Origin of the sequence: Nonomuraea longispora, assembly GCF_004348345.1 — a bacterium.
In the GTDB taxonomy this organism is placed as follows: domain Bacteria; phylum Actinomycetota; class Actinomycetes; order Streptosporangiales; family Streptosporangiaceae; genus Nonomuraea; species Nonomuraea longispora.
The window spans coordinates 18,869-38,628 of record NZ_SMJZ01000050.1 but is presented as its reverse complement, the minus strand read 5'-3'; the positions used below and the strand labels follow the sequence as shown (position 1 = coordinate 38,628).

Genomic DNA, 19,760 nt, shown 5'->3' with positions numbered 1-19,760 from the left:
CCACTGATGTGAAAGGAGGGCGCTGCCCGCGCCGGTCCCCGCCGGCGTGGCAGCGCGCCACGATGAAGTTCAAGGACGGCTACTGGCGGATGCGCCCGGGGGTGCGGGGCGACTACGCCGCCTGCGCCCACGACGTGAGCGCCGACGCGGGCTCGCTGCGGGTGCTCGCCCCCACCCGGGAGATCACCCGCCGCGGCCACACCCTCGACGGCCCGGTGCTGCGGCTCGACCTGTCGTCGCCGATGCCGGACGTGATCAGGGTCCGTACGGTGCACTTCGCCGGGTCGGTCCCGGACGCGCCCGTCTTCGAGGTGCGCGACGAGCGGCCGGAGGCGCGGGTCGCCGTGGACGGCGAGACCGCGAGCCTGACCAGCGGCGGCCTCACCGTACGGGTGCGCAGGGACGCGCCGTGGGAGATGACCTTCAGCGCCGCCGGCCGCGAGCTGACCCGCAGCGCCGGCAAGAGCCTCGGCGTGATGCACGACGCGCAGGCCCGGCACTTCATGGTCGAGCAGCTGCGCCTGAGCGCCGGGGAACTCGTGTACGGCCTCGGCGAGCGCTTCGGCCCTCTGGTGCGCAACGGGCAGTCGGTGGACGTCTGGAACGAGGACGGCGGCACCAGCAGCGAGATGGCCTACAAGAACGTGCCCTTCTACCTCACCAACCGCGGCTACGGGGTGTTCGTCAACCATCCCGGCCGGGTGTCGTTCGAGGTGGGCTCGGAGTCGGTGTCGCGGGTGCAGTTCAGCGTCGAGGGCCACGACCTGGAGTACCTCGTCGTTCACGGGCCGACGCCGGCCGACATCCTGCGCCGCTACACGGCGCTGACCGGCCGCCCCGCGCTGCCGCCCGCGTGGTCGTTCGGGCTGTGGTTGTCGACGTCGTTCACCACCGACTACGACGAGGCCACGGTGACGTCGTTCGTGGACGGGATGGCCGGGCGGGACCTGCCGCTGAGCGTCTTCCACTTCGACTGCTTCTGGATGCGGCGCTACCGGTGGTGCGACTTCGAGTGGGACCCGGAGGTGTTCCCCGACCCGAGGGGCATGCTGCGCCGGCTCAAGGAGCGCGGGCTGCGGGTGTGCGTGTGGATCAACCCGTACATCGGGCAGGCGTCGGCGTTGTTCGACGAGGGCGCCGCCGCCGGGCACCTGCTGCGCCGCCGCGACGGGACCGTCTGGCAGGATGACCACTGGCAGGCTGGCCGGGCGCTGGTGGACTTCACCTCCCCCGCCGCCAGGGAATGGTACGCGGCGAAGCTGCGCGGGCTGCTCGACATGGGGGTGGACGCGTTCAAGACCGACTTCGGGGAGCGCATCCCGACCGACGTGGTCTACGCCGACGGCTCCGACCCCGAGCGGATGCACAACTACTACAGCCTGGTCTACAACGAGACCGTGCACCGGGTGCTGGCCGAGCGGGGCGCGCCCGTGCTGTTCGCCCGGTCGGCCACCGTGGGCGGGCAGCGCATGCCGGTGCACTGGGGCGGCGACTGCGAGTCGACGTTCGAGGCGATGGCCGAGTCGCTGCGGGGCGGCCTGTCGCTGGGCCTGGCCGGGTTCGGGTTCTGGAGCCACGACATCGGCGGCTTCGAGGGGCGGCCCGATCCGGCGGTGTTCAAGCGGTGGGTGGCCTTCGGGCTGCTGTCGTCGCACAGCCGGCTGCACGGCAGCGGGTCCTACCGGGTGCCGTGGTCGTTCGACGAGGAGTCGGTCGACGTGCTGCGCGCGTTCACCCGGCTCAAGGCGCGGCTGATGCCCTACCTGTACACCGCCGCCGTCCAGGCCGTCCAGGAGGGCCTGCCGGTGATGCGGGCGATGCAACTGGAGTTCCCCGATGACCGGGCCTGTGACCACCTGGACGCCCAGTACATGCTGGGGCCGGACCTGCTGGTGGCGCCGGTGATGTCCGCCGATGGCGACATTTCCTATTACGTCCCCGAGGGGGTGTGGACCCGGCTGCTCGACGGCGCGACCGTCACCGGGCCCGGCTGGCGTACCGAACGGCACGGGTTCGACAGCCTGCCGCTGCTGGTGCGGCCCGGCGCGGTGCTGCCGCTCGGAGCCCGCGACGACCGGCCCGACTACGACTACTCCGACGGCGTCACCCTGCGGACCGGCCACCTCGCCGACGGCGAGAGCCGCACGGTCACGGTGCCCACGCCCGTGGACGGCGGCGTCGCCGCGGTGTTCGAGGTCTCGCGCACGGGCGATCGGGTACGCGCCCGCCGCGTCCTCGGCGCCCCCGCGCCCTGGAATCTGCTGCTCGCCGGGGTGCGCGAGGCTCTGCACTCCGACCTTGAGACGACCCCCGGCGGCGTGCGGGTGGCCGCCGGGCCCGGCACCGACGACATCGAGATCATCCTCCGAGGAGCAGCATGATCACCTTTCCCGAGAACTTCCTGTGGGGCACCGCCACCGCCGCCTACCAGGTGGAGGGCGCCTGGAACGAGGACGGCAGGGGCCCGTCGATCTGGGACACCTTCTCCCACACCCCCGGCCTCGTCACGAACGGCGACACCGGCGACGTGGCCTGCGACCATTACCACCGCCTGGAGGAGGACCTCGACACGCTGGCCGCGCTGGGCGTCCGCGCCTACCGTTTCTCCGTCTCCTGGCCGCGCGTGCAGCCCGGCGGCAGCGGCCCGGTCAACCGGCCGGGACTCGACTTCTACTCCCGCCTGGTGGACGGCCTGCTCGCCAGAGACATCGCGCCCGTGGCCACGCTCTACCACTGGGACCTGCCGCAGGAGCTGGAGGACGCGGGCGGCTGGCCGAACCGCGACACGGCGGAGCGCTTCGCCGAGTACGCCCGGCTCATGGGCGACGCGCTCGGCGACCGCGTGCACACCTGGATCACGCTGAACGAGCCGTGGTGCTCGGCCTACCTCGGCTACGCCTCCGGCGTGCACGCACCCGCGCGGACCGAGCCCGCCGCCGCGCTGGCCGCGCTGCACCACCTCAACCTCGGCCACGGCCTGGCCGTCCAGGCGCTGCGCACCACCGCCGCCTCCTCCGCGCAGATGTCGGTCACGCTCAACCTGCACCACGTGCGCGGCGTGTCCGAGCGCGACGCCGACGCCGTGCGGCGCGCGGACGCGCTGGCCAACCGGGCCTTCCTCGGCCCCATGCTGGAGGGCGCCTACCCGCGCGACCTCATCGCCGACACCGCCTCGGTGACCGACTGGTCGTTCGTCCGCGACGGCGACGAGGCCGCCGCGTGCCGGTCGCTGGACGTGCTCGGGGTCAACTACTACAACCCCACCCTCGTACGCCAGTGGGACGGCTCCTCGCGGCGGGAGACCGCCGACGGGCACCAGGACGGAACGGCCTCGCCGTGGATCGCGTGCGAGGACGTCGAGTTCGTCCGCCAGCCGGGGCCGTACACCGAGATGGGCTGGAACATCGACGAGAGCGGCCTGACCGAGCTGCTGCTGCGGCTGCACCGTGACCACCCCGGCCTGCCCCTCGTGATCACCGAGAACGGGGCCGCGTTCGCCGACGTCGTGGACGCCGACGGGCGCATCCGTGACGAGCGCCGCATCGACTACCTGCGCCGCCACCTGACGGCCGTGACCGAGGCGATCGCGGCCGGGGCGGACGTGCGGGGTTACTTCGTGTGGTCGCTGATGGACAACTTCGAGTGGGCGCACGGGTACGCCAAGCGGTTCGGCATCGTACGGGTGGACCGTGACACCATGCGGCGCACCTGGAAGGACAGCGCCCACTGGTACCGCGAGGTGGTCGCCACCGGCAAGCTGCCGTCCTAGGGTTTGCGGGCCACGCCTCCGACGAAGGTGTGGTAGGTGACGCCCGGCGTCGCGTGGTCGTCGGCGCCGGGCCGCCACTCCGGCAGCGGCACCAGGCCGGGCTCCAGCAGGTCCAGCCCGCCGAAGAAGGCGAGGATCTCCTCGCGGGTGCGCCAGCGACCGGTGCCGAGGTGCTCGTTGAAGAGCCTCTCCGCGGCGTACGCCTGCCGCGACACCTCGGGCATGGCCTCGCCCGGGTTGCGGAAGTGCGAGATCACCACGTGGCTGCCCGGGGCGAGCGGCCGGACGAGCCGGGCCACGATGCCGGCCGGGTCCTCGTCGTCGCGCAGGTGGTGCAGGATCGCGTACATCAGCAGCCCGACCGGCTGGGAGAAGTCGATGAGGCCGCGCGTGTTCCTGTCGGCGAGGATGGCCTCGGGGTCACGGGCGTCGGCTTCGATGATCGTGGTGGTCTGGTCGACGGCCAGCAGCGCGCGGCCGTGCACGAGCACGATCGGGTCGTGGTCGACGTAGACGACGCGGGAGCGCGGGGCGACGGCCTGGGCGATCTCGTGCACGTTGCCCTGCGTCGGCAGGCCCGAGCCGAGGTCCAGGAACTGGCGGATGCCGGCCTCCGCCGTCAGGTGGTGCACGGTGCGGCGGAGGAACTCCCTGTTGGCTCTGGCCGACTCGGGCGCGTCCGGCGCGATCTTCAGCGCCATGGCGGCCATCTGGCGGTCGACCTCGTAGTTGTCCTTGCCGCCGAGCATGTGGTCGTAGACGCGGGAGACGCTGGGCTTGCTGGTGTCGATACCGGGCGGGGCTTTTTCCTGCTCGCTCTCGGACACGGCCGGCTCCTCGGATGGTCATGGGTGCTAGGCCCATGATCCTAGATCGACATCCTCATATATGCGGACATTTCATGACCAAAGGACCGCCCTCTGGGAGGCGGCCAGCCGCCGAGGCGGACCCCGCCGAGCGAGGTGTAGCGCACGGACGCACGACCACGCCGTCCGCCTCCCCCTCAGGTCCCGCCCAGGCGTCCACGTCCACCGCCGCCGCACGGGCGCGCAGCCCCCGGCGTGCTGCATACGATCATGGTGAAGGAGCGGCGCCCTCACGCGCCGGCGCGGTCATGATCGGCCGAGCTCTTCCCGCAGCAGGAGGGCCGCGCCCGCCATGGCGCGCATCTTGCCCTCCGCCGACTCCCTGGGCAGATATTTCATCCCGCAGTCCGTGGCGATGACGACGCGCTCGGGCGGCACCCGGTCGAACGCCTTGCACACCCGATCCGCCACCACCTCGACCGGCTCGACGTCGGACGTGGACAGATCGATCACCCCGAGGATGACGGTCTTGTCCTTCAGATCGGACAGCACCCCCAGGTCGAGACCGGACTGGGCGGTCTCTATCGACACCTGCTCGACCGGGCAGCCGGCCAGCTCGGGCAGGAACGAGTACGCCTCGGGCCGCTCATGGATGATCGCCGCGTACCCGAAGCAGATGTGCACCGCGGTCGTGCCGGTGACGCCGTCGAGCGCGGCGTTCAGCGCGGCCAGCCCGTAGGCGCGCGCCTGGTCGGGCCTGGCCTGCATGTACGGCTCGTCGATCTGGACGATGTCCGCGCCTGCCGCGAACAGGTCGCGGATCTCGGCGTTGACGGCCGCCGCGTAGTCCATCGCGGCCGCCTCGGCGTCGGGATAGTGCTCGTTCTGGGCCTGCTGGCTCATCGTGAACGGGCCCGGCACCGTCATCTTGATCGTGCGGGCGGTGTGGGCGCGCAGGAACCGAAGGTCCTCCACCTCGATCGGGCGGGTGCGGCGGATCGGGCCGACGATGCGCGGCACCGGGTTGGGATGCCCGCTGCGGTCGAGCGCCGTGCCGGGATTGTCGATGTCGATGCCGTCGAGGGCCGTGGCGAAGTGGTTGGAGTAGCTCTCGCGCCGGATCTCGCCGTCGGTGACGATGTCCAGCCCGGCGCGCTCCTGCGCCCTGATGGCCAGCTCTGTGGCGTCGTCCTGGGCCTGGGCGAGCAGCTCGGGCGCGACGCGCCACAGCTCCCTGGCCCGCACCCGCGGGGGGAACCGCTCGGCCAGCCGGGCGCGGTCGATCAGCCATTCGGGCTGGGCGTAGCTTCCGACCAGGGACGTCGGCAACGTGGGCAGGGGGATCACGGGCTCTCCTTCACATAGGTGCACATAGGTGGTGCTACGACTGCGGCTTACCAGCGATCGAGGTGGAGCACCTCGTCGAGCGGCTGCCGATGGGCGGGCCTGAACGTCTCACCGGTGTAGTAGGCGGTGGGGATGAGCACGCCCTGGCGGACGTCGGCGGGGATGCCGAGCAACTCGGCGATCTCGCTCTCGTACGCCAGGTGCAGGGACGTCCAGGCGGTGCCGAGGCCCCGGGCGCGGGCGGCCAGCATATAGCTCCACGCGGCGGGCAGCAGCGAACCCCAGAGCCCGGCCTGGTTGCCCTCGGGCAGCCCGCCGGGCGTCTGGATGCACCCGAGCACCAGGACCGGCACGTCGCCCATGCGCTCGCTCAGGTAGCCGGCGCTCTCGGAGACCCGCCGCTGGGTGGCGGCCCGCGCCGGATCGTCCTCGAACAACGACCCGGCCGAGCCGCCCGAGGCCCGGTACGCGCCGAACGAGCGCCGGTAGTAACCGCCGATCGCCTTGCGCAGCTCAGGATCGCTCACCACCACCCAGTGCCAGCCCTGCCGGTTGCTGCCGCTGGGCGCCTGAAGCGCGACCTCCAGGCACTCGCGCACCAGCTCCGCAGGCACGGGACGGGTCAGATCGAGGCGCTTGCGCACGCTTCGGGTGGTGGTGAGCAGTTCGTCGGGGCTCAGCGGAATGATCGTCACACGGCCATCATGTCAACCCCGCCGCGTGATCCACAGGACCCCGTGAGCCGGACTCGGCCGGGCTCCGCGCTCAGAGGCGGCCGAGCGCCTCCATCGCGGGCAGCGCCCGGTCGTCATAGCCGAACAGCGCCTGGTTCTCCCAGGCGTTGCCCGACGACGGGTCGGCCGGATCCCAGCCGTTGCCGCGCACGCCGGTCCACGTGGCCTCCCACGTGAACAGGCCGAGGCCCAGGCCGCCCGGCACCCGGCGGACGATTTCGGCCACGCTCGTCAGCATCGCCGCCTGCCCCTCCGGGCTCGCCCGGTAGCCGGGGTACGGCTCGGTGGCCGTGATGATGTTGGCCCAGCCGTCGTCGTCGGCCGTCGTGAACGGGTACGCGGTCTCCACCACGACCACCGGCTTGCCGTACCTGGCGGCCACGTCGTTGATGTTGGCCCTGAACGTCTCCAGCGTGCCGTGCCAGTAGGCGTAGTACGACATCCCGATCACGTCGTGGCGCACGCCGTTCGCGTTAGCGTTGTCGAACCACCACCGGTAGAGGCCGTTGTCGCCGCCGTCGGCCAGGTGCAGCACGACCTTGGTCGAACCCGACACCCGCTTGACCGCGTCGTAGCCGGCGTTCAGCAGCGCCGCCGTGTTCGGCCAGGCCGAGGTGGAGCCGTCGGGCCAGAGCAGGCCGCCGTTGATCTCGTTGCCGACCTGCACCATGTCGGCCGTGGTGCCCTGGCGGCGCAGCGCGTCGAGCACATCGTACGTGTGGTCGTACACGGCCTGCCTGAGCCGGTCGAACGGCAGCGACTCCCAGGCGGCGGGTTTGTACTGCTTGCCCGGGTCGGCCCACGTGTCGGAGTAGTGGAAGTCGATGAGGAGCTTCATGCCCTGGGCCTTGGCCCGCCTGGCCAGGCCCAGCACCTGCGTCTTGGTGTTGTAGCCGTCGGCCGGGTCCACCCAGACCTTGAGCCTGACGTGGTTGAGGCCGGCCCGCGACAGGATGCGCAGCGCGTCGCCGGTGCGGCCGCGGGCGTCGCGGTAGACGCCGCCGAGCGCCTCCGACTTCGCCAGGCTGGAGACGTCGGCGCCCCTGATCTGCAGCGCCGCCCTGGACGTACCGGCGTGCGCGGGCTGGACGGCGGGCTGGACGACGGGCTGCACCGCCGCGGCGACCAGCAGCAGTGCGGTGAGTAACCGTTTCATCGCATCTCCCTGGGGATGGGGGTTTCGGCGACGACGGTGACCGCGCCGGGCGCGACGGTGACCGCGCCGTCGTGCCGTACGCCGTCGAACACGCTGACGCCGCTCACCCCCTCGACCGTCACGGGCTCGTCGCCGTGGTTGATCAGGAAGACGTGGCCGCCCCTGCGCACCAGTTCGAGGGTCTCGGGCAGGCCGGGCGGCCGGGACACGCCCGCGTGGTCGAGCACCTGCGCGAGGAGGCCGCGCAGGCCGGCGACGGGTGCCGTGGCGAGGTACCAGGCGGTGCCGGCGCCGAGGTCGTGACGGGTGAAGGCGGGGTGTCCCGCGTCGGGCCCGCCGGAGAAGGAGCGCACGGTGACCGCGCCGGCCGGGCGGACCCGCTCCGACCAGACGCGGGCGGTGAGGCTCGCGGGGCCGTCCAGCTCGACCGTCTCGTGCTCGCGCAGCGGGTGGAACTCCTCGATGGACAGGCCGAGCAGCTCGCGCAGGGCGCCGGGATAGGCGCCCGGGTGGAGGGTGTCGTGCTGGTCCACGATGCCGGAGAAGTACGACATGAGCAGGTGGCCGCCTGCTTCGACGTACCGGTGGAGGTTCTTGGCGGAGGCTTCGGTGAGGAGGTACGAGCTGGGCGCGACCACCAGCCGATAACCCGAAATATCGGCGGAAGGGTGGACGAAGTCCACCGTCACGTGCTCCCGCCACAACGCCTCGTAGAAGGCGTCCATCCGCTCACGGAACGTCAGGTCCACCGACGGCCGCCAGTCCAGCTCCAGCGCCCAGTACGACTCCCAGTCCCAGACGATCGCCACCTCGGCCCGCACCCGGCCGCCCCTGACGCCGGCCAGCGCGCGCAGGTCGGCGCCCAGCCGCACCACCTCGCGCCACTGCTCGGAGTCGGTCCCCGCGTGCGGGACCAGGCCCGAGTGGAACTTCTCCGCCCCGAACCGCGAGGCCCGCCACTGGAAGAACAGCACGCTGTCCGAGCCGCGGGCGACGTGCGCGAGGCTGTTGCGGCGCAGCTCGCCCGGCCGTTTGGCGAGGTTGCGCGGCTGCCAGTTGACCGCGCCCGCCGAGTGCTCCATGAGCATCCACGGCGCCCCGCCGGCGACCGAGCGGGCCAGGTCGGCGGACATCGCCAGGTCGATGTGGTTGTCGGGCAGCTCGGCCTTCAGGTAGTGGTCGTTGGCGATCACGTCGACCTCGCGGGCCCACCGCCACAGGTCGGTGGACTTGCAGTTGACCGTACCGGCGAAGTTCGTGGTCACCGGGACGCCCGGGGTGAGCTCGCGCAGGATGTCACGCTGGAGCGCGTAGTGCTCGCGGTGCTGGCCGTCGCTGAAGCGGGCGTAGTCGAGCCGCTGGGCCGGGTTGAGCACCGTGTGGTTGGCGCGCGGGGCGTCGATCTCGGACCAGTCGGTATAGGTCTGTCCCCAGAACGTGGTGCCCCAGGCGTCGTTCAACGCCGCGAGGTCGCGGTACGTCCGGCGCAGCCAGCCGCGCCAGGCCGCCACGCTGTGCTCGCAGTAACACTCGCCCAGCGGGGCTCCGTACTCGTTGTGCACGTGCCACATGACCACGGCGGGATGGCCGCGGTAGTGCTCGCCCAGCGCGCGCACCAGGCGCGCGGTCGCCTCGCGGAAGGCCGGGGCGCTGGAGCAGGCGCTCTGCCTGCCGCCGAACCCGATCCGCGTGCCCTCCCTGGTCACCGGCAGCACGTCGGGATGCCGGGCGACGAACCAGGCGGGCGGCGCGGCGGTGGGCGTGGCCAGGTCGACCGCGACGCCCGCCTCGTGCAACCGGTCGACGACCTCGTCCAGCCGGCCGAACGTGTAGCGCCCTTCCTCGGGCTCCATCGACGCCCACGTGAACATGCCCAGGCTGACCAGGTTGACCCCGGCCTCGCGCATCAGGGCCACGTCCTCGTCGAGAATGTCGCGCGGCCACTGCTCTGGGTTGTAGTCCCCGCCAAAGGCGATACCGGCAGGACGCTCCGGATACATCCATCCCCCTCGAAATACTTCTGTGAACGTGCACAGTAAGGCACGCTGTCGAACATGGGAACCGTCACCGTGCAAATTGCTGCGAACGCGGAAGGTTAACGAGAGCGTAACAACCCCTTGACGGCCTTTTCCGCCCTCATCCACTCTGTGCACGTTCACAGAACTTCTGGAGGTACGCATGCGCGCCAACCGCCTTGGAGCAGCCCTGGCCGTCGCACTCTCGGTGACCTGCGTGTCGGGCGCCCTCGTGAGCTGCGGGTCCGGCGAGCCCGCCGGGAGCCCCGAGGCGGCGCCGGAGACGGCCGCCCCCCAAGGGCCCGTCAAGCTCACGTACTGGGCCTGGGCCCCCAACATGGACAAGATCGTCAAGGTCTGGAACGCCGCCAACCCCGACATCCAGGTGACGGTCAGCAAGCAGGCCGGCGGCGACGACGCGGCCGCGAAATACCTCACGGCCGCCAAGGCCGGCAACCCGCCCGACCTGGTACAGGCGGAGTACCAGCACCTGCCGTCGTTCATCGCCGCCGACGCCGTGGCCGACCTCAAGGCCGAGACCGCCCCGATCAAGGGCGAGTTCTCCGACGGCCTGTGGAACCTCGTCACCCTCGGCACCGACGCGGTCTACGGCGTCCCCCAGGACAGCGGCCCGATGATGCTCTTCTACCGCAAGGACCTGTTCGACAAGTACGGCATCGAGGTCCCGGAGACCTGGCAGGACTACGCCGAGGCGGCCCGCACGGTGCGCAAGAAGGACCCCAAGGCGTACCTGGGCACGTTCTCCAGCAAGGACCCGGGAGCGTTCACAGGCCTCGCCCAGCAGGCCGGAGCGCAGTGGTGGTCGATCAGCGGCGAGTCGTGGAAGGTCAACGTCGCCGACGAGCCCACCAGGAAGGTCGCCGACTACTGGGGCGGGCTCGTCAAGGAGGGCGCCATCGACGACATGCCGTACTTCACCCCCGAATGGAACAAGGCGCTCAACGACGGCAAGCTGCTGACCTGGCCGTCGGCCGTGTGGGCGCCCGGCGTGTTGTCGAGCAACGCGCCCAAGGCCAAGGGCAAGTGGGCCGTCGCGCCGCTCCCCCAGTGGAACGCCGGCGAGAACTTCAGCGGCTTCTGGGGCGGCTCGTCCACCGCCGTGTCGGCCAGGACGCCGCACAAGGCCGCCGCCACGAAGTTCGCCACGTGGCTCAACACCGACCAGGAGGCCATCGACCTGCTCGTCAAGGAGGCCGCGATCTACCCGGCCACGACCAAGGCGCAGTCGGCGCTCGGTGAGGCGCCCGCCTACTTCTCCAACCAGCCCGACTTCTGGCAGCAGGCCGCCACCGTGTCCGCGGGTGCGCGCGGCTTCACCTTCGGGCCGAACGTCGGCGTGACGTACAACGCCTTCAAGGACGGCTTCGACAAGGCGCTGCAGGACGGCACGCCGTTCTCCGCGGCCGTGCGGGCCATGCAGGACGTCACGGTCGCCGACATGCGCAAGTCCGGCTTCCAGATCGCGCCATGAGGCGTCCGGGAAGGGGGGCGTGGCCGTACCTGTTCCTGACCCCCGCCATCGTGTTGTTCACGCTCTTCCTCGCGGTGCCCATCGCCTACACCGTCTACCTGGCGATGCACAGGACCAGGGTGTCCGGGCTCGGGCTCGGGAAAGGCGCGCGCCGCGAGGTCTTCGTCGGGTTCGACAACTTCGCCGCCGCCCTGGCCGACGCCGAGTTGTGGCAGGGCTGGCTGCGGGTGCTCGGCTACGGCGCGCTGGTGCTGGTCGTGATGCTCGGCCTGGCGCTGCTGTTCGCCCTGCTGCTGGACTCGGCGCGGGTGCGGCTGGCCCGCTTCTCCCGGATCGCGATCTTCCTGCCGTACGCGGTGCCGGGGGTGGCGGCCACCCTGCTGTGGGGGTTCCTCTACCTGCCCTCGCTCAGCCCGCTCAAGGCGGTTCTCGACGTCGACTACCTGGGCGCGACCACCGTCACGTACTCCATGGCGAACGTGGCCGTGTGGGGCGGGACCGGCTTCAACATGCTCGTGCTCTACACCGCGCTCCGGGCGATCCCCCGCGACCTGTACGAGGCCGCCCGCCTCGACGGCGCCTCCGAGGTGCAGATCGCGCTCCGGGTCAAGATCCCGATGCTGACCCCCGCGATCGTCCTCACCACCGTGTTCTCGATCATCGCTACCATCCAGGTGTTCACCGAGCCCACCGCGCTCCGGCCGCTGACGAACACGATCAGCTCGACGTGGAGCCCGCTCATGAAGGTCTACCGCGACGCCTTCGTCACCGGCGACCTGTACTCGGCCGCCGCCACCTCGATCGTCATCGCGGCGATCTCTCTCTTCCTGTCGTTCGGCTTCCTGCGCGTGGTCCGCGACCGCGCCTTCAGGGAGGGCTGATGGCCGGGGTCACCGCCGCCACCGCACACCGCCGCCGCGCGCACGGCGCGTTCGCGGGCAGGCCCTGGGGGGTGGCGCCCACGGCGCTGCTCCTCCTCGGCGCGATCTACTGCCTGTTCCCCGTGTTCTGGGTGCTGATCGCGGCCACCAAGTCGCCCGGCGAGCTGTTCAGCACCCCGACGCTCGCGTTCGGCACCGGCTTCTTCGACAACGTCGCGGAGTTGTTCGCCTACCGCGACGGGGTGTTCTGGCTCTGGGCGGCCAACACGCTCATCTACGCGGGCGGCGGCGCGCTGCTGTCGACCGCGGTCTCGGCCGTTTCGGGGTACGCCCTGGCGAAATACCGTTTCCCCGGCCGTAACGCGATCTTCAACCTGCTCATCGGGGGCATCCTCGTGCCCGCCGTGGTGCTGGCCATCCCGCAGTATCTGCTGTTCTCCCAGATCGGCCTGGCCGACAGCCACTGGGCCGTGCTGCTGCCGCAGATCCTGCACCCGTACGGCATCTATCTGGCCCGCGTCTACGCGGCCGCCGCGATCCCCGACTCACTGCTGGAGGCCGGGCGGATCGACGGGGCCGGCGAAGGGCACCTCATGACGCGGGTGGCGCTGCCGCTGATGGTGCCGGGCATGGTGACGATCTTCCTGTTCCAGTTCGTGGCCATCTGGAACAACTTCCTGCTGCCGTTCATCATGCTCGGCGACGACCAGAAGTTCCCGCTCACGGTCGGCCTCTTCACGCTGCTGCAGGCCGGGGCGAACCAGCCGGCCCTCTACAACCTGATCCTCACGGGCGCGCTGCTGTCGATCGTGCCCTTGATCGCGCTCTTCCTCACGATGCAGCGATACTGGAAGACCGACCTGTCCTCCGGAGCCGTCAAGTGAAACGCCCCACGATCCACGATGTCGCCGCCGCCGCGGGCGTGTCCCGCGGCACGGTGTCCCGCCTGCTCAACGGCGACAAGTACGTGAGCCCGGCGGCGCGCGTGGCCATCGAGAGGGCGATCTCCGAGACCGGCTACGTCGTCAACCGGGCCGCCCGCAGCCTGGTCACCCAGCGCACCGGCTCGGTCGTGATGGTGCTCTCGGAGCCGTACGAGAAGTTGTTCGAGGACCCCAACTACAGCACCCTCATCAGGGTCGCCATCAAGATGCTGGCCGAGCGCGACCTGTCGCTGGTCATGATGCTGGCGGGCGACGCGGCCGAGCGGGAGCGGGTGGTGCGCTACGTGCGCGGCGGCCACGCCGACGGCGTGCTGCTGGTCTCGACGCACGCGGGCGACCCCCTCGTGGAGGCGCTCGGCTCCGGGCCGCCCGCCGTCTCGTGCGGCGCCGTCATCGGCCACGAGAACGTCATCCCGTACGCCGCCGCCGACGAACGGCTCGGGGCCCGCCAGATGACCGAATACTTCGTCGACCAGGGCCGCAGGCGCATCGCCATGATCACCGGCCCGATGGACACGCCGGGCGGCATCCAGCGGCTGGAGGGCTTCGCCGAGGTGCTGGGGCGCAGGGCCACCTCGAAGCTGATCGCGCACGGCGACTGGACCCGGGCCAGCGGCGAGCGGGCGATGGCCGAGCTGTTGGAGCGCGCGCCCGACATCGACGCCGTCTTCGTGGCCTCCGACCTGATGGCGGCGGGCGCGCTGGCGGCGTTGCGGGCGGCCGGGCGCGGCGTGCCGGGCGACGTCGCGGTGGGCGGGTTCGACGACTCCTCCGTGGCCCTGTCCACGCATCCGCCGCTGACCACGGTCCGTCAGCCGCTGACCGAAATGGCCCAGGAGACCATCCGCCTGCTGCTGGCGCTCATCGACGGGGCAGGCGGCCTGGAGCCGGTGATACTCCCCACCGAACTCGTGATCCGCGAGTCCGCCTGACCCGTCCTGACATCGTCCCTGACTGTCCTTTACCCATATCGGCGATAAGCCGTAAATATCGACAGTTCAGCGGTATGATCGCGCCAGTCGTCTTCGTGACGTTGCCCCAAAGGAGCCGACGATGGCCGAGAGCGAGCCGGCGCGCCCGCCGCAGGACGTGGACACCACCAGGCCCAGCGTCTCCCGCGTCTACGACTACATGCTCGGCGGCAAGGACAACTACGAGGCCGACCGCGTGATGGCCCGGCTCGCGCTCGAAGTCGCCCCGGACGCGCCGCAGGCGGCGCGGGCCAACAGGGAGTTCCTCAAACGCGTCGTCCGCCACCTCGCGGCGGAGGCCGGCATCCGCCAGTTCCTCGACATCGGCTCGGGCCTGCCCACGCAGGGCAACGTGCACGAGATCGCCCAGGCGTCCGCACCGGGCACGCGGGTGGTCTACGTCGACAACGACCCCATCGTCCTCGTCCACGGCCACGCCCTGCTCGCCGTCGACGACACCACCGCCGTCGTCGAGGCCGACCTGCGCGAGCCCGAAGTGATCCTCGACCACCCCGAGGTCAGGAAGCTCATCGACTTCGGCGAGCCGGTGGGGCTGCTGATGCTCGCCATCCTGCACCACCTGACGGACGCCGCGAACCCGGCCGGCATCGTCGCCAGGATGCTCGCCCGCCTCCCGCCCGGCAGTCACCTGGCCGTCTCCCACTTCTGCAACCCCGGCCAGGCGCACCCGGAGGTGTCCAGGCAGGCGTACCAGGCGGAGAAGCTCTTCAACGAGCACCTGGGCGCCGGGCGGTGGCGTACCCGCGAGGAGATCCTCACCTGTTTCGACGGGCTCGAGGTGCTGGAGCCCGGCCTCGTGCCCCTGCCCGAATGGCGGCCGGACCCCGGCGACCAGGCCGAGCTCGGCATCACGTACCACGCCTTCGTCGGAGCGGTGGCCCGCAAGCCATAGCGCCGGGGGCGCAGCTCGGCGGCTTCCCCGTCCAGTGGCAGCCGCCCCGGCCTCGGACCACGTGAAGGGCCGGTGCGCCCCGAGGATGGCGGTGCTCCTCCATCTCGCCCGCACGGCCGCGTTCGACGTGCGTGTGCCCGCCGAGCCGCCTCCGCGCCGCTACCCCGCTCGAGTGATCTCCCCGAGTTGTGCGGTGAGACCGGACAGCGTGAGGCCCAGCGGGGCGTCCACGGTGAGGGTGGCGTCGGCGTCGCCGCCGGTCGGGCCCTGGTTGACGATGGCGATCGGGATGCCGAGCTCGGCGGCCCTGGTGACGAACCGCAGCCCCGACCTGATCTTGAGCGAGGAGCCGAGCACGAGCAGCGCCCGCGCCCCCGCCACCAGACCGAAACATTCGTCGACGCGGGTCCGTGGCACGTTCTCGCCGAAGAAGATCACGTCGGGCTTGAGCAGCCCGCCGCACCCCGCGCAGTCGACCACCCGGAACCCCGACACCTGCGCGTCGGTGAGCACGGCGTCGCCGTCGGGGTTGATCGCGCCGGAAGCCGCCCACCCGGCGTTGGCCTCGCGCAGCCGGCGTTCCAGCTCGGCGCGGGAAGTGCGCTCCCGGCACGACAGGCAGACGACCCGGTCGAGCCCGCCGTGCAGCTCGATCACCCGCCTCGCGCCCGCCGCCTGGTGCAGCCCGTCGACGTTCTGGGTGACGATGCCGGACAGCAGGCCGCGCCGCTCCAGCTCCGCCACGGCCAGGTGCCCGGCGTTGGGCCGCGCGTCGCCGATCTGCCGCCAGCCGACGTGGCTGCGCGCCCAGTAGCGCCGCCGCGCCTCCGCGCTGCCGACGAACCTCTGGTACGTCATCGGCTCGGCGCGGCGCGAGCGGCCCGTCGGCCCCCGGTAGTCGGGGATGCCCGACTCGGTGGACAGGCCGGCGCCGCTGAGCACCGCCACCCCGCCCTGAGCGACCAGTCCGGTCAGCTCCGCGAGCTTCGTGGTCGTCGTCACACGATCCATGGTGCCCGACACCGCGTGGTGCGTCGCCCGCGGGCGCCGACGGGTGAACCGACCCCACGATCGGCGCGTACCTCCACACATCGGACACGTGTTCCATGGAGGTGTCGTGGAGCTCAGCCTCTTGCGGGCACAGGCGCACAGCCCGTCGTACTTCTCCCTCATGCGCGGCTCGGCCGGAGAGCGCGCACCGGTGGACTTCTGCATCCCGTGCAATCCCTATTTCCCGACGTCCGAAATCTTCGAGCATCTCGGGAGGAACCTGGAGACGATCCTCAAGTTCTATCCGAGCGACGCGAACACCATCGCCGAGGAGCTCTGCTCCACCCTCGGCCTGCACCCCAAGACGGTCGCCATGGGCAACGGCTCGACCGAGCTGATCACCTGGATCGACCACCTCCTGGTGCGCGAGAGCCTGGCGGTGCCGATCCCGACGTTCGGCCGCTGGACGGACCAGCCGCTGGAGACGGGCAAGCGGGTGGACATGTATCCGCTGCTGGAGAGCCGCAACTTCACGCTCGACGTGAACGACTACGTCTCGTTCATCCGTACGCGCGGCTCGCGGGTGGCGGTGATCTGCAATCCCAACAACCCTGACGGCGGCTACCTGCCCAAGCACGAGGTCCTGCGGCTCCTGGACGAGCTGATCGACCTCGACCTGGTGATCGTGGACGAGTCGTTCGGCGAGTTCGTGGACGCCGAGCCGTACCCTGGCATGGCCGCCGAGGCCGCGGTCCGGCCGAACGTGATCGTGCTGCGCAGCCTGGGCAAGAGCTTCGGCCTGCACGGCATCCGCTTCGGCTACATGGTCGCCAACCCGGCGCTGGCCGGGCGGGTGCGCGACGCGCTGCCCAAGTGGAACCTCAACTCGTTCGCCGAGGTCGTGGTGTTCATGATGCGGCAGTTCTGGCCGGAATACCAGGAGAGCCTCAAGCGGCTCGGCAACGACAGGCGGGCGATGTTCCAGCAGCTCAGCACGATGCCGGGGCTGTCGGTGTTCGCGTCGCAGGGCAACTTCCTGCTGGTGAAGCTGCCGCCGGGCCACGACGGGGTGCCGCTGCGCGACCACCTGCTCACCGAGCACGGCGTGTACGTCAGGGAGTGCGGCAACAAGCTCGGCACGACCAGCCGGTTCCTGCGCCTGGTGGTGCGCCCGCAGGAGGATGTGCGGCGGCTGCTCATCGGCATGACGCAGTTCCTGTACTCGGGCAGCCTGCACGAGATCCCGGTCATCGGGCTGCACCACCGTCACGTCAACCCGCTGTCCGCCTGAACCCGGCGCCCGCCTCCGGGCGGGCGCGAACGGCCGGCGCCGTTGTAAGCTGTCCCGGCTATCCCCTTACATCATAAACAGTCGGCCGACGACGGAAGGGTTCCGTGCTCTCCAGCCAGCAGGCAAGCGCCGTCCAGCACCACGACCACACCGCCGCTGACAGCCACGACCGCATCCAGGTCCGCGGCGCCAGGGAGAACAACCTCAAGGGCGTCTCCCTCGACATCCCCAAGCGGCGTCTCACCGTCTTCACCGGAGTGTCCGGCTCCGGCAAGTCCTCGCTCGTCTTCGACACGATCGCCGCGGAGTCCCGCCGGCTGATCGACGAGACCTACACCGCGTTCATCCAGGCCTTCATGCCGAGCCTGGCCCGCCCTGACGTCGACGCGCTGCACAACCTGAGCGCGGCGATCATCGTCGACCAGGAGCGCATGGGCGCCAACGCCCGCTCCACCGTAGGCACGGCCACCGACGCGCACACCATGCTGCGCATCGTTTTCAGCCGCCTCGGCGAGCCGCCCGCCGGCCCGGCCGGCGCTTTCAGCTTCAACACGGCCGAGGGCATGTGCCCCGGGTGCGAGGGGCTGGGCAAGGCCTCCGACATCGACGTGGACGAGCTGGTCGACCGGGAGCTGTCGTTGAACGACGGCGCCATCAAGGTCCCCGGCTACGCGGTCGACAGCTGGCCGTGGCAGGTCGTGGCCGGCTCGGGCCTGTTCGACCCCGCCGTCAGGCTGAAGGACTTCACCCCCGAGCAGTGGGAGGACCTCCTCCACAAGCCGCCCACCAAGCTCAAGTACGGCTCCAGCAACTTCACGTACGAGGGCCTCGTCCCCCGGATCAGGCGCGCCTACCTCGCCAAGGACCGCGAGTCGATGCAGCCGTCGGCGCGGGCGTTCGCCGACCGGGCGGTCAGGCTGATCCGCTGTCCCTCCTGCGCGGGCACCCGGCTGAACGAGGCCGCCCGCTCCAGCCTGGTCGACGGCAGGAGCATCGCCGACTGCTCGGCCATGCAGATCGACGACCTGGCCGCCTTCGTCCGCAGCATCACACACGAGGCCGTCGGCCCGGTGCTGGACGGCCTGCTCTCCACGCTCGACTCTCTGGTCGGGATCGGCCTCGGCTATCTCAGCCTCGACCGCGAGTCGTCCACGCTGTCGGGCGGAGAGGCGCAGCGCGTCAAGATGGTGCGCCACCTCAACTCCAGCCTGACCGACGTCACCTACGTCTTCGACGAGCCGACGGCCGGCCTGCACCCGCACGACATCCAGCGCATGAACACCCTGCTGCTCCAGCTGCGTGACAAGGGCAACACGGTGCTGGTCGTCGAGCACAAGCCGGAGACCATCGCCATCGCCGACCACGTCGTCGACCTCGGCCCAGGCGCCGGCGCGGCCGGCGGGCAGCTCTGCTACGCCGGCGACCTCGGCGGGCTGCGCACCTCCGGCACGCTGACCGGCCGCTACCTCGACCACCGGGTGCGCCTGCGCGAGAAGGTCCGCGAGCCGTCCGGGAACCTGCCGATCAGGAACGCCACCCTGCACAACTTGCGCGACGTGAGCGTGGACGTCCCGCTGGGCGTGCTGACCGTGGTCACCGGCGTGGCCGGGTCGGGCAAGAGCTCGCTGATCCACGGCTACGTCGCGGGCCGCGACGGCGTGGTGGTGGCCGACCAGTCGCCGATCCGCGGCTCGCGCAGGAGCAACCCGGCGACGTACACCGGGGTGCTCGACCCGATCCGGGCGGCGTTCGCCAAGGCCAACGGCGTCAAGCCGGGCCTGTTCAGCGCCAACTCGGCGGGCGCCTGCCCGAAGTGCAAGGGCATCGGGCTCATCTACACCGACCTGGCGGTGATGGCCGAGGTGGCGTCGGTGTGCGAGGAGTGCGAGGGCAAACGGTTCACGCCCGAGGTGCTGACGTACACGCTGCGGGGCAAGAACATCAGCGAGGTGCTCGCCATGCCGGTGGCCGAGGCCCGCGACTTCTTCACCACCGGCCAGGCCCGTACGATCCTCGACCGGCTGACCTCGGTCGGCCTCGGCTACGTCGGGCTCGGCCAGCCGCTGACCACGCTGTCGGGCGGCGAGCGGCAGCGGCTCAAGCTGGCCATCAACATGGCGAAGAACGGCACCACGTACGTGCTGGACGAGCCCACGACAGGGCTGCACCTGGCGGACGTGGACCAGCTCCTGGCCCTGCTCGACCGGCTGGTGGACGACGGCAACACGGTCATCGTGATCGAGCACCACCAGGCCGTCATGGCCCACGCCGACTGGATCATCGACCTGGGGCCGGGAGCCGGACACGACGGCGGCCGGGTCGTGTTCTCCGGCACCCCCGGTGAGCTGGTCGCCACCGGTTCCTCACTGACCGCGCTCCACCTGCGCGACTACGTGGACCGGTCGTAGCAGCATGACGACGGGAAGGCCCGGCGAGGTGGCGGCGCCGCGC

Annotated in this window: 15 protein-coding genes; 9 read left to right on the top strand and 6 right to left on the bottom strand. The window is 71.0% G+C overall.

The window, feature by feature from the left end; all coding sequences use genetic code 11:
• The first annotated feature begins 62 nt into the window (after positions 1-62).
• Positions 63-2,381, top strand: coding sequence for an alpha-xylosidase (gene yicI, locus E1267_RS15595; RefSeq protein WP_132333174.1), 2,319 nt, complete (start codon positions 63-65; stop codon positions 2,379-2,381).
• On the top strand, positions 2,378-3,769 hold the full coding sequence (locus E1267_RS15590) for a GH1 family beta-glucosidase (protein WP_132333173.1): 1,392 nt from the start codon (positions 2,378-2,380) through the stop codon (positions 3,767-3,769). The genes yicI and E1267_RS15590 overlap by 4 nt, the downstream gene beginning before the upstream one ends.
• Here E1267_RS15590 and E1267_RS15585 read toward each other — a convergent pair.
• The 5 genes from E1267_RS15585 to E1267_RS15565 all read right to left on the bottom strand — a co-directional run bounded on the left by E1267_RS15585 (position 3,766) and on the right by E1267_RS15565 (position 9,812).
• Positions 3,766-4,596 carry an SAM-dependent methyltransferase gene (locus E1267_RS15585; protein WP_132333172.1) on the bottom strand — a complete coding sequence of 277 codons (831 nt, stop codon included), beginning with the start codon at positions 4,594-4,596 and terminating at the stop codon, positions 3,766-3,768. The genes E1267_RS15590 and E1267_RS15585 overlap by 4 nt on opposite strands.
• A gap of 285 nt (positions 4,597-4,881) precedes the next feature.
• Positions 4,882-5,922: a uroporphyrinogen decarboxylase family protein gene (locus tag E1267_RS15580; protein WP_132333171.1), complete on the bottom strand. Its 1,041-nt coding sequence runs from the start codon at positions 5,920-5,922 to the stop codon at positions 4,882-4,884.
• Between the two features lie 47 nt (positions 5,923-5,969).
• The gene (locus E1267_RS15575; RefSeq protein ID WP_138200271.1) at positions 5,970-6,617 is read right to left on the bottom strand and encodes a nitroreductase family protein; all 648 of its coding nucleotides are present in this window, start codon (positions 6,615-6,617) and stop codon (positions 5,970-5,972) included.
• A gap of 70 nt (positions 6,618-6,687) precedes the next feature.
• Positions 6,688-7,812 carry a glycoside hydrolase family 53 protein gene (locus E1267_RS15570; RefSeq protein ID WP_132333170.1) on the bottom strand — a complete coding sequence of 375 codons (1,125 nt, stop codon included), beginning with the start codon at positions 7,810-7,812 and terminating at the stop codon, positions 6,688-6,690.
• Positions 7,809-9,812, bottom strand: a complete 2,004-nt coding sequence (locus tag E1267_RS15565) for a beta-galactosidase (RefSeq protein ID WP_132333169.1) — start codon at positions 9,810-9,812, stop codon at positions 7,809-7,811. Before E1267_RS15565 ends, E1267_RS15570 begins: the two co-directional genes overlap by 4 nt.
• 178 nt (positions 9,813-9,990) lie before the next feature.
• Here E1267_RS15565 and E1267_RS15560 point away from each other — a divergent pair, with 178 nt between their 5' ends.
• The 5 genes from E1267_RS15560 to E1267_RS15540 all read left to right on the top strand — a co-directional run bounded on the left by E1267_RS15560 (position 9,991) and on the right by E1267_RS15540 (position 15,028).
• Complete coding sequence (locus E1267_RS15560) at positions 9,991-11,319, top strand: ABC transporter substrate-binding protein (RefSeq protein ID WP_132333168.1); 1,329 nt, start codon at positions 9,991-9,993, stop codon at positions 11,317-11,319.
• Entirely contained in the window at positions 11,316-12,200 is an 885-nt protein-coding gene (locus tag E1267_RS15555) for a carbohydrate ABC transporter permease (protein WP_132333167.1), read from the top strand. The genes E1267_RS15560 and E1267_RS15555 overlap by 4 nt, the downstream gene beginning before the upstream one ends.
• Complete coding sequence (locus E1267_RS15550) at positions 12,200-13,084, top strand: carbohydrate ABC transporter permease (RefSeq protein WP_132333166.1); 885 nt, start codon at positions 12,200-12,202, stop codon at positions 13,082-13,084. The genes E1267_RS15555 and E1267_RS15550 overlap by 1 nt, the downstream gene beginning before the upstream one ends.
• Positions 13,081-14,076 carry a LacI family DNA-binding transcriptional regulator gene (locus tag E1267_RS15545; RefSeq protein WP_220449502.1) on the top strand — a complete coding sequence of 332 codons (996 nt, stop codon included), beginning with the start codon at positions 13,081-13,083 and terminating at the stop codon, positions 14,074-14,076. Before E1267_RS15550 ends, E1267_RS15545 begins: the two co-directional genes overlap by 4 nt.
• Positions 14,077-14,197: 121 nt before the next feature.
• Positions 14,198-15,028: an SAM-dependent methyltransferase gene (locus tag E1267_RS15540; protein WP_132333164.1), complete on the top strand. Its 831-nt coding sequence runs from the start codon at positions 14,198-14,200 to the stop codon at positions 15,026-15,028.
• A 159-nt stretch (positions 15,029-15,187) separates the two neighbouring features.
• Here the strand turns inward: E1267_RS15540 and E1267_RS15535 are convergent, their stop codons facing one another.
• Positions 15,188-16,039 (bottom strand): NAD-dependent protein deacetylase, encoded by an 852-nt coding sequence (locus tag E1267_RS15535; RefSeq protein ID WP_132333163.1) that lies wholly within the window; start codon positions 16,037-16,039, stop codon positions 15,188-15,190.
• Between the two features lie 106 nt (positions 16,040-16,145).
• Between E1267_RS15535 and E1267_RS15530 the strand changes: the two genes are divergently transcribed.
• Positions 16,146-17,309 carry a pyridoxal phosphate-dependent aminotransferase gene (locus E1267_RS15530; protein ID WP_220449501.1) on the top strand — a complete coding sequence of 388 codons (1,164 nt, stop codon included), beginning with the start codon at positions 16,146-16,148 and terminating at the stop codon, positions 17,307-17,309.
• Positions 17,310-17,413: 104 nt separating this feature from the next.
• On the top strand, positions 17,414-19,717 hold the full coding sequence (locus tag E1267_RS15525) for an ATP-binding cassette domain-containing protein (protein WP_132333161.1): 2,304 nt from the start codon (positions 17,414-17,416) through the stop codon (positions 19,715-19,717).
• Positions 19,718-19,760: the final 43 nt, after the last annotated feature.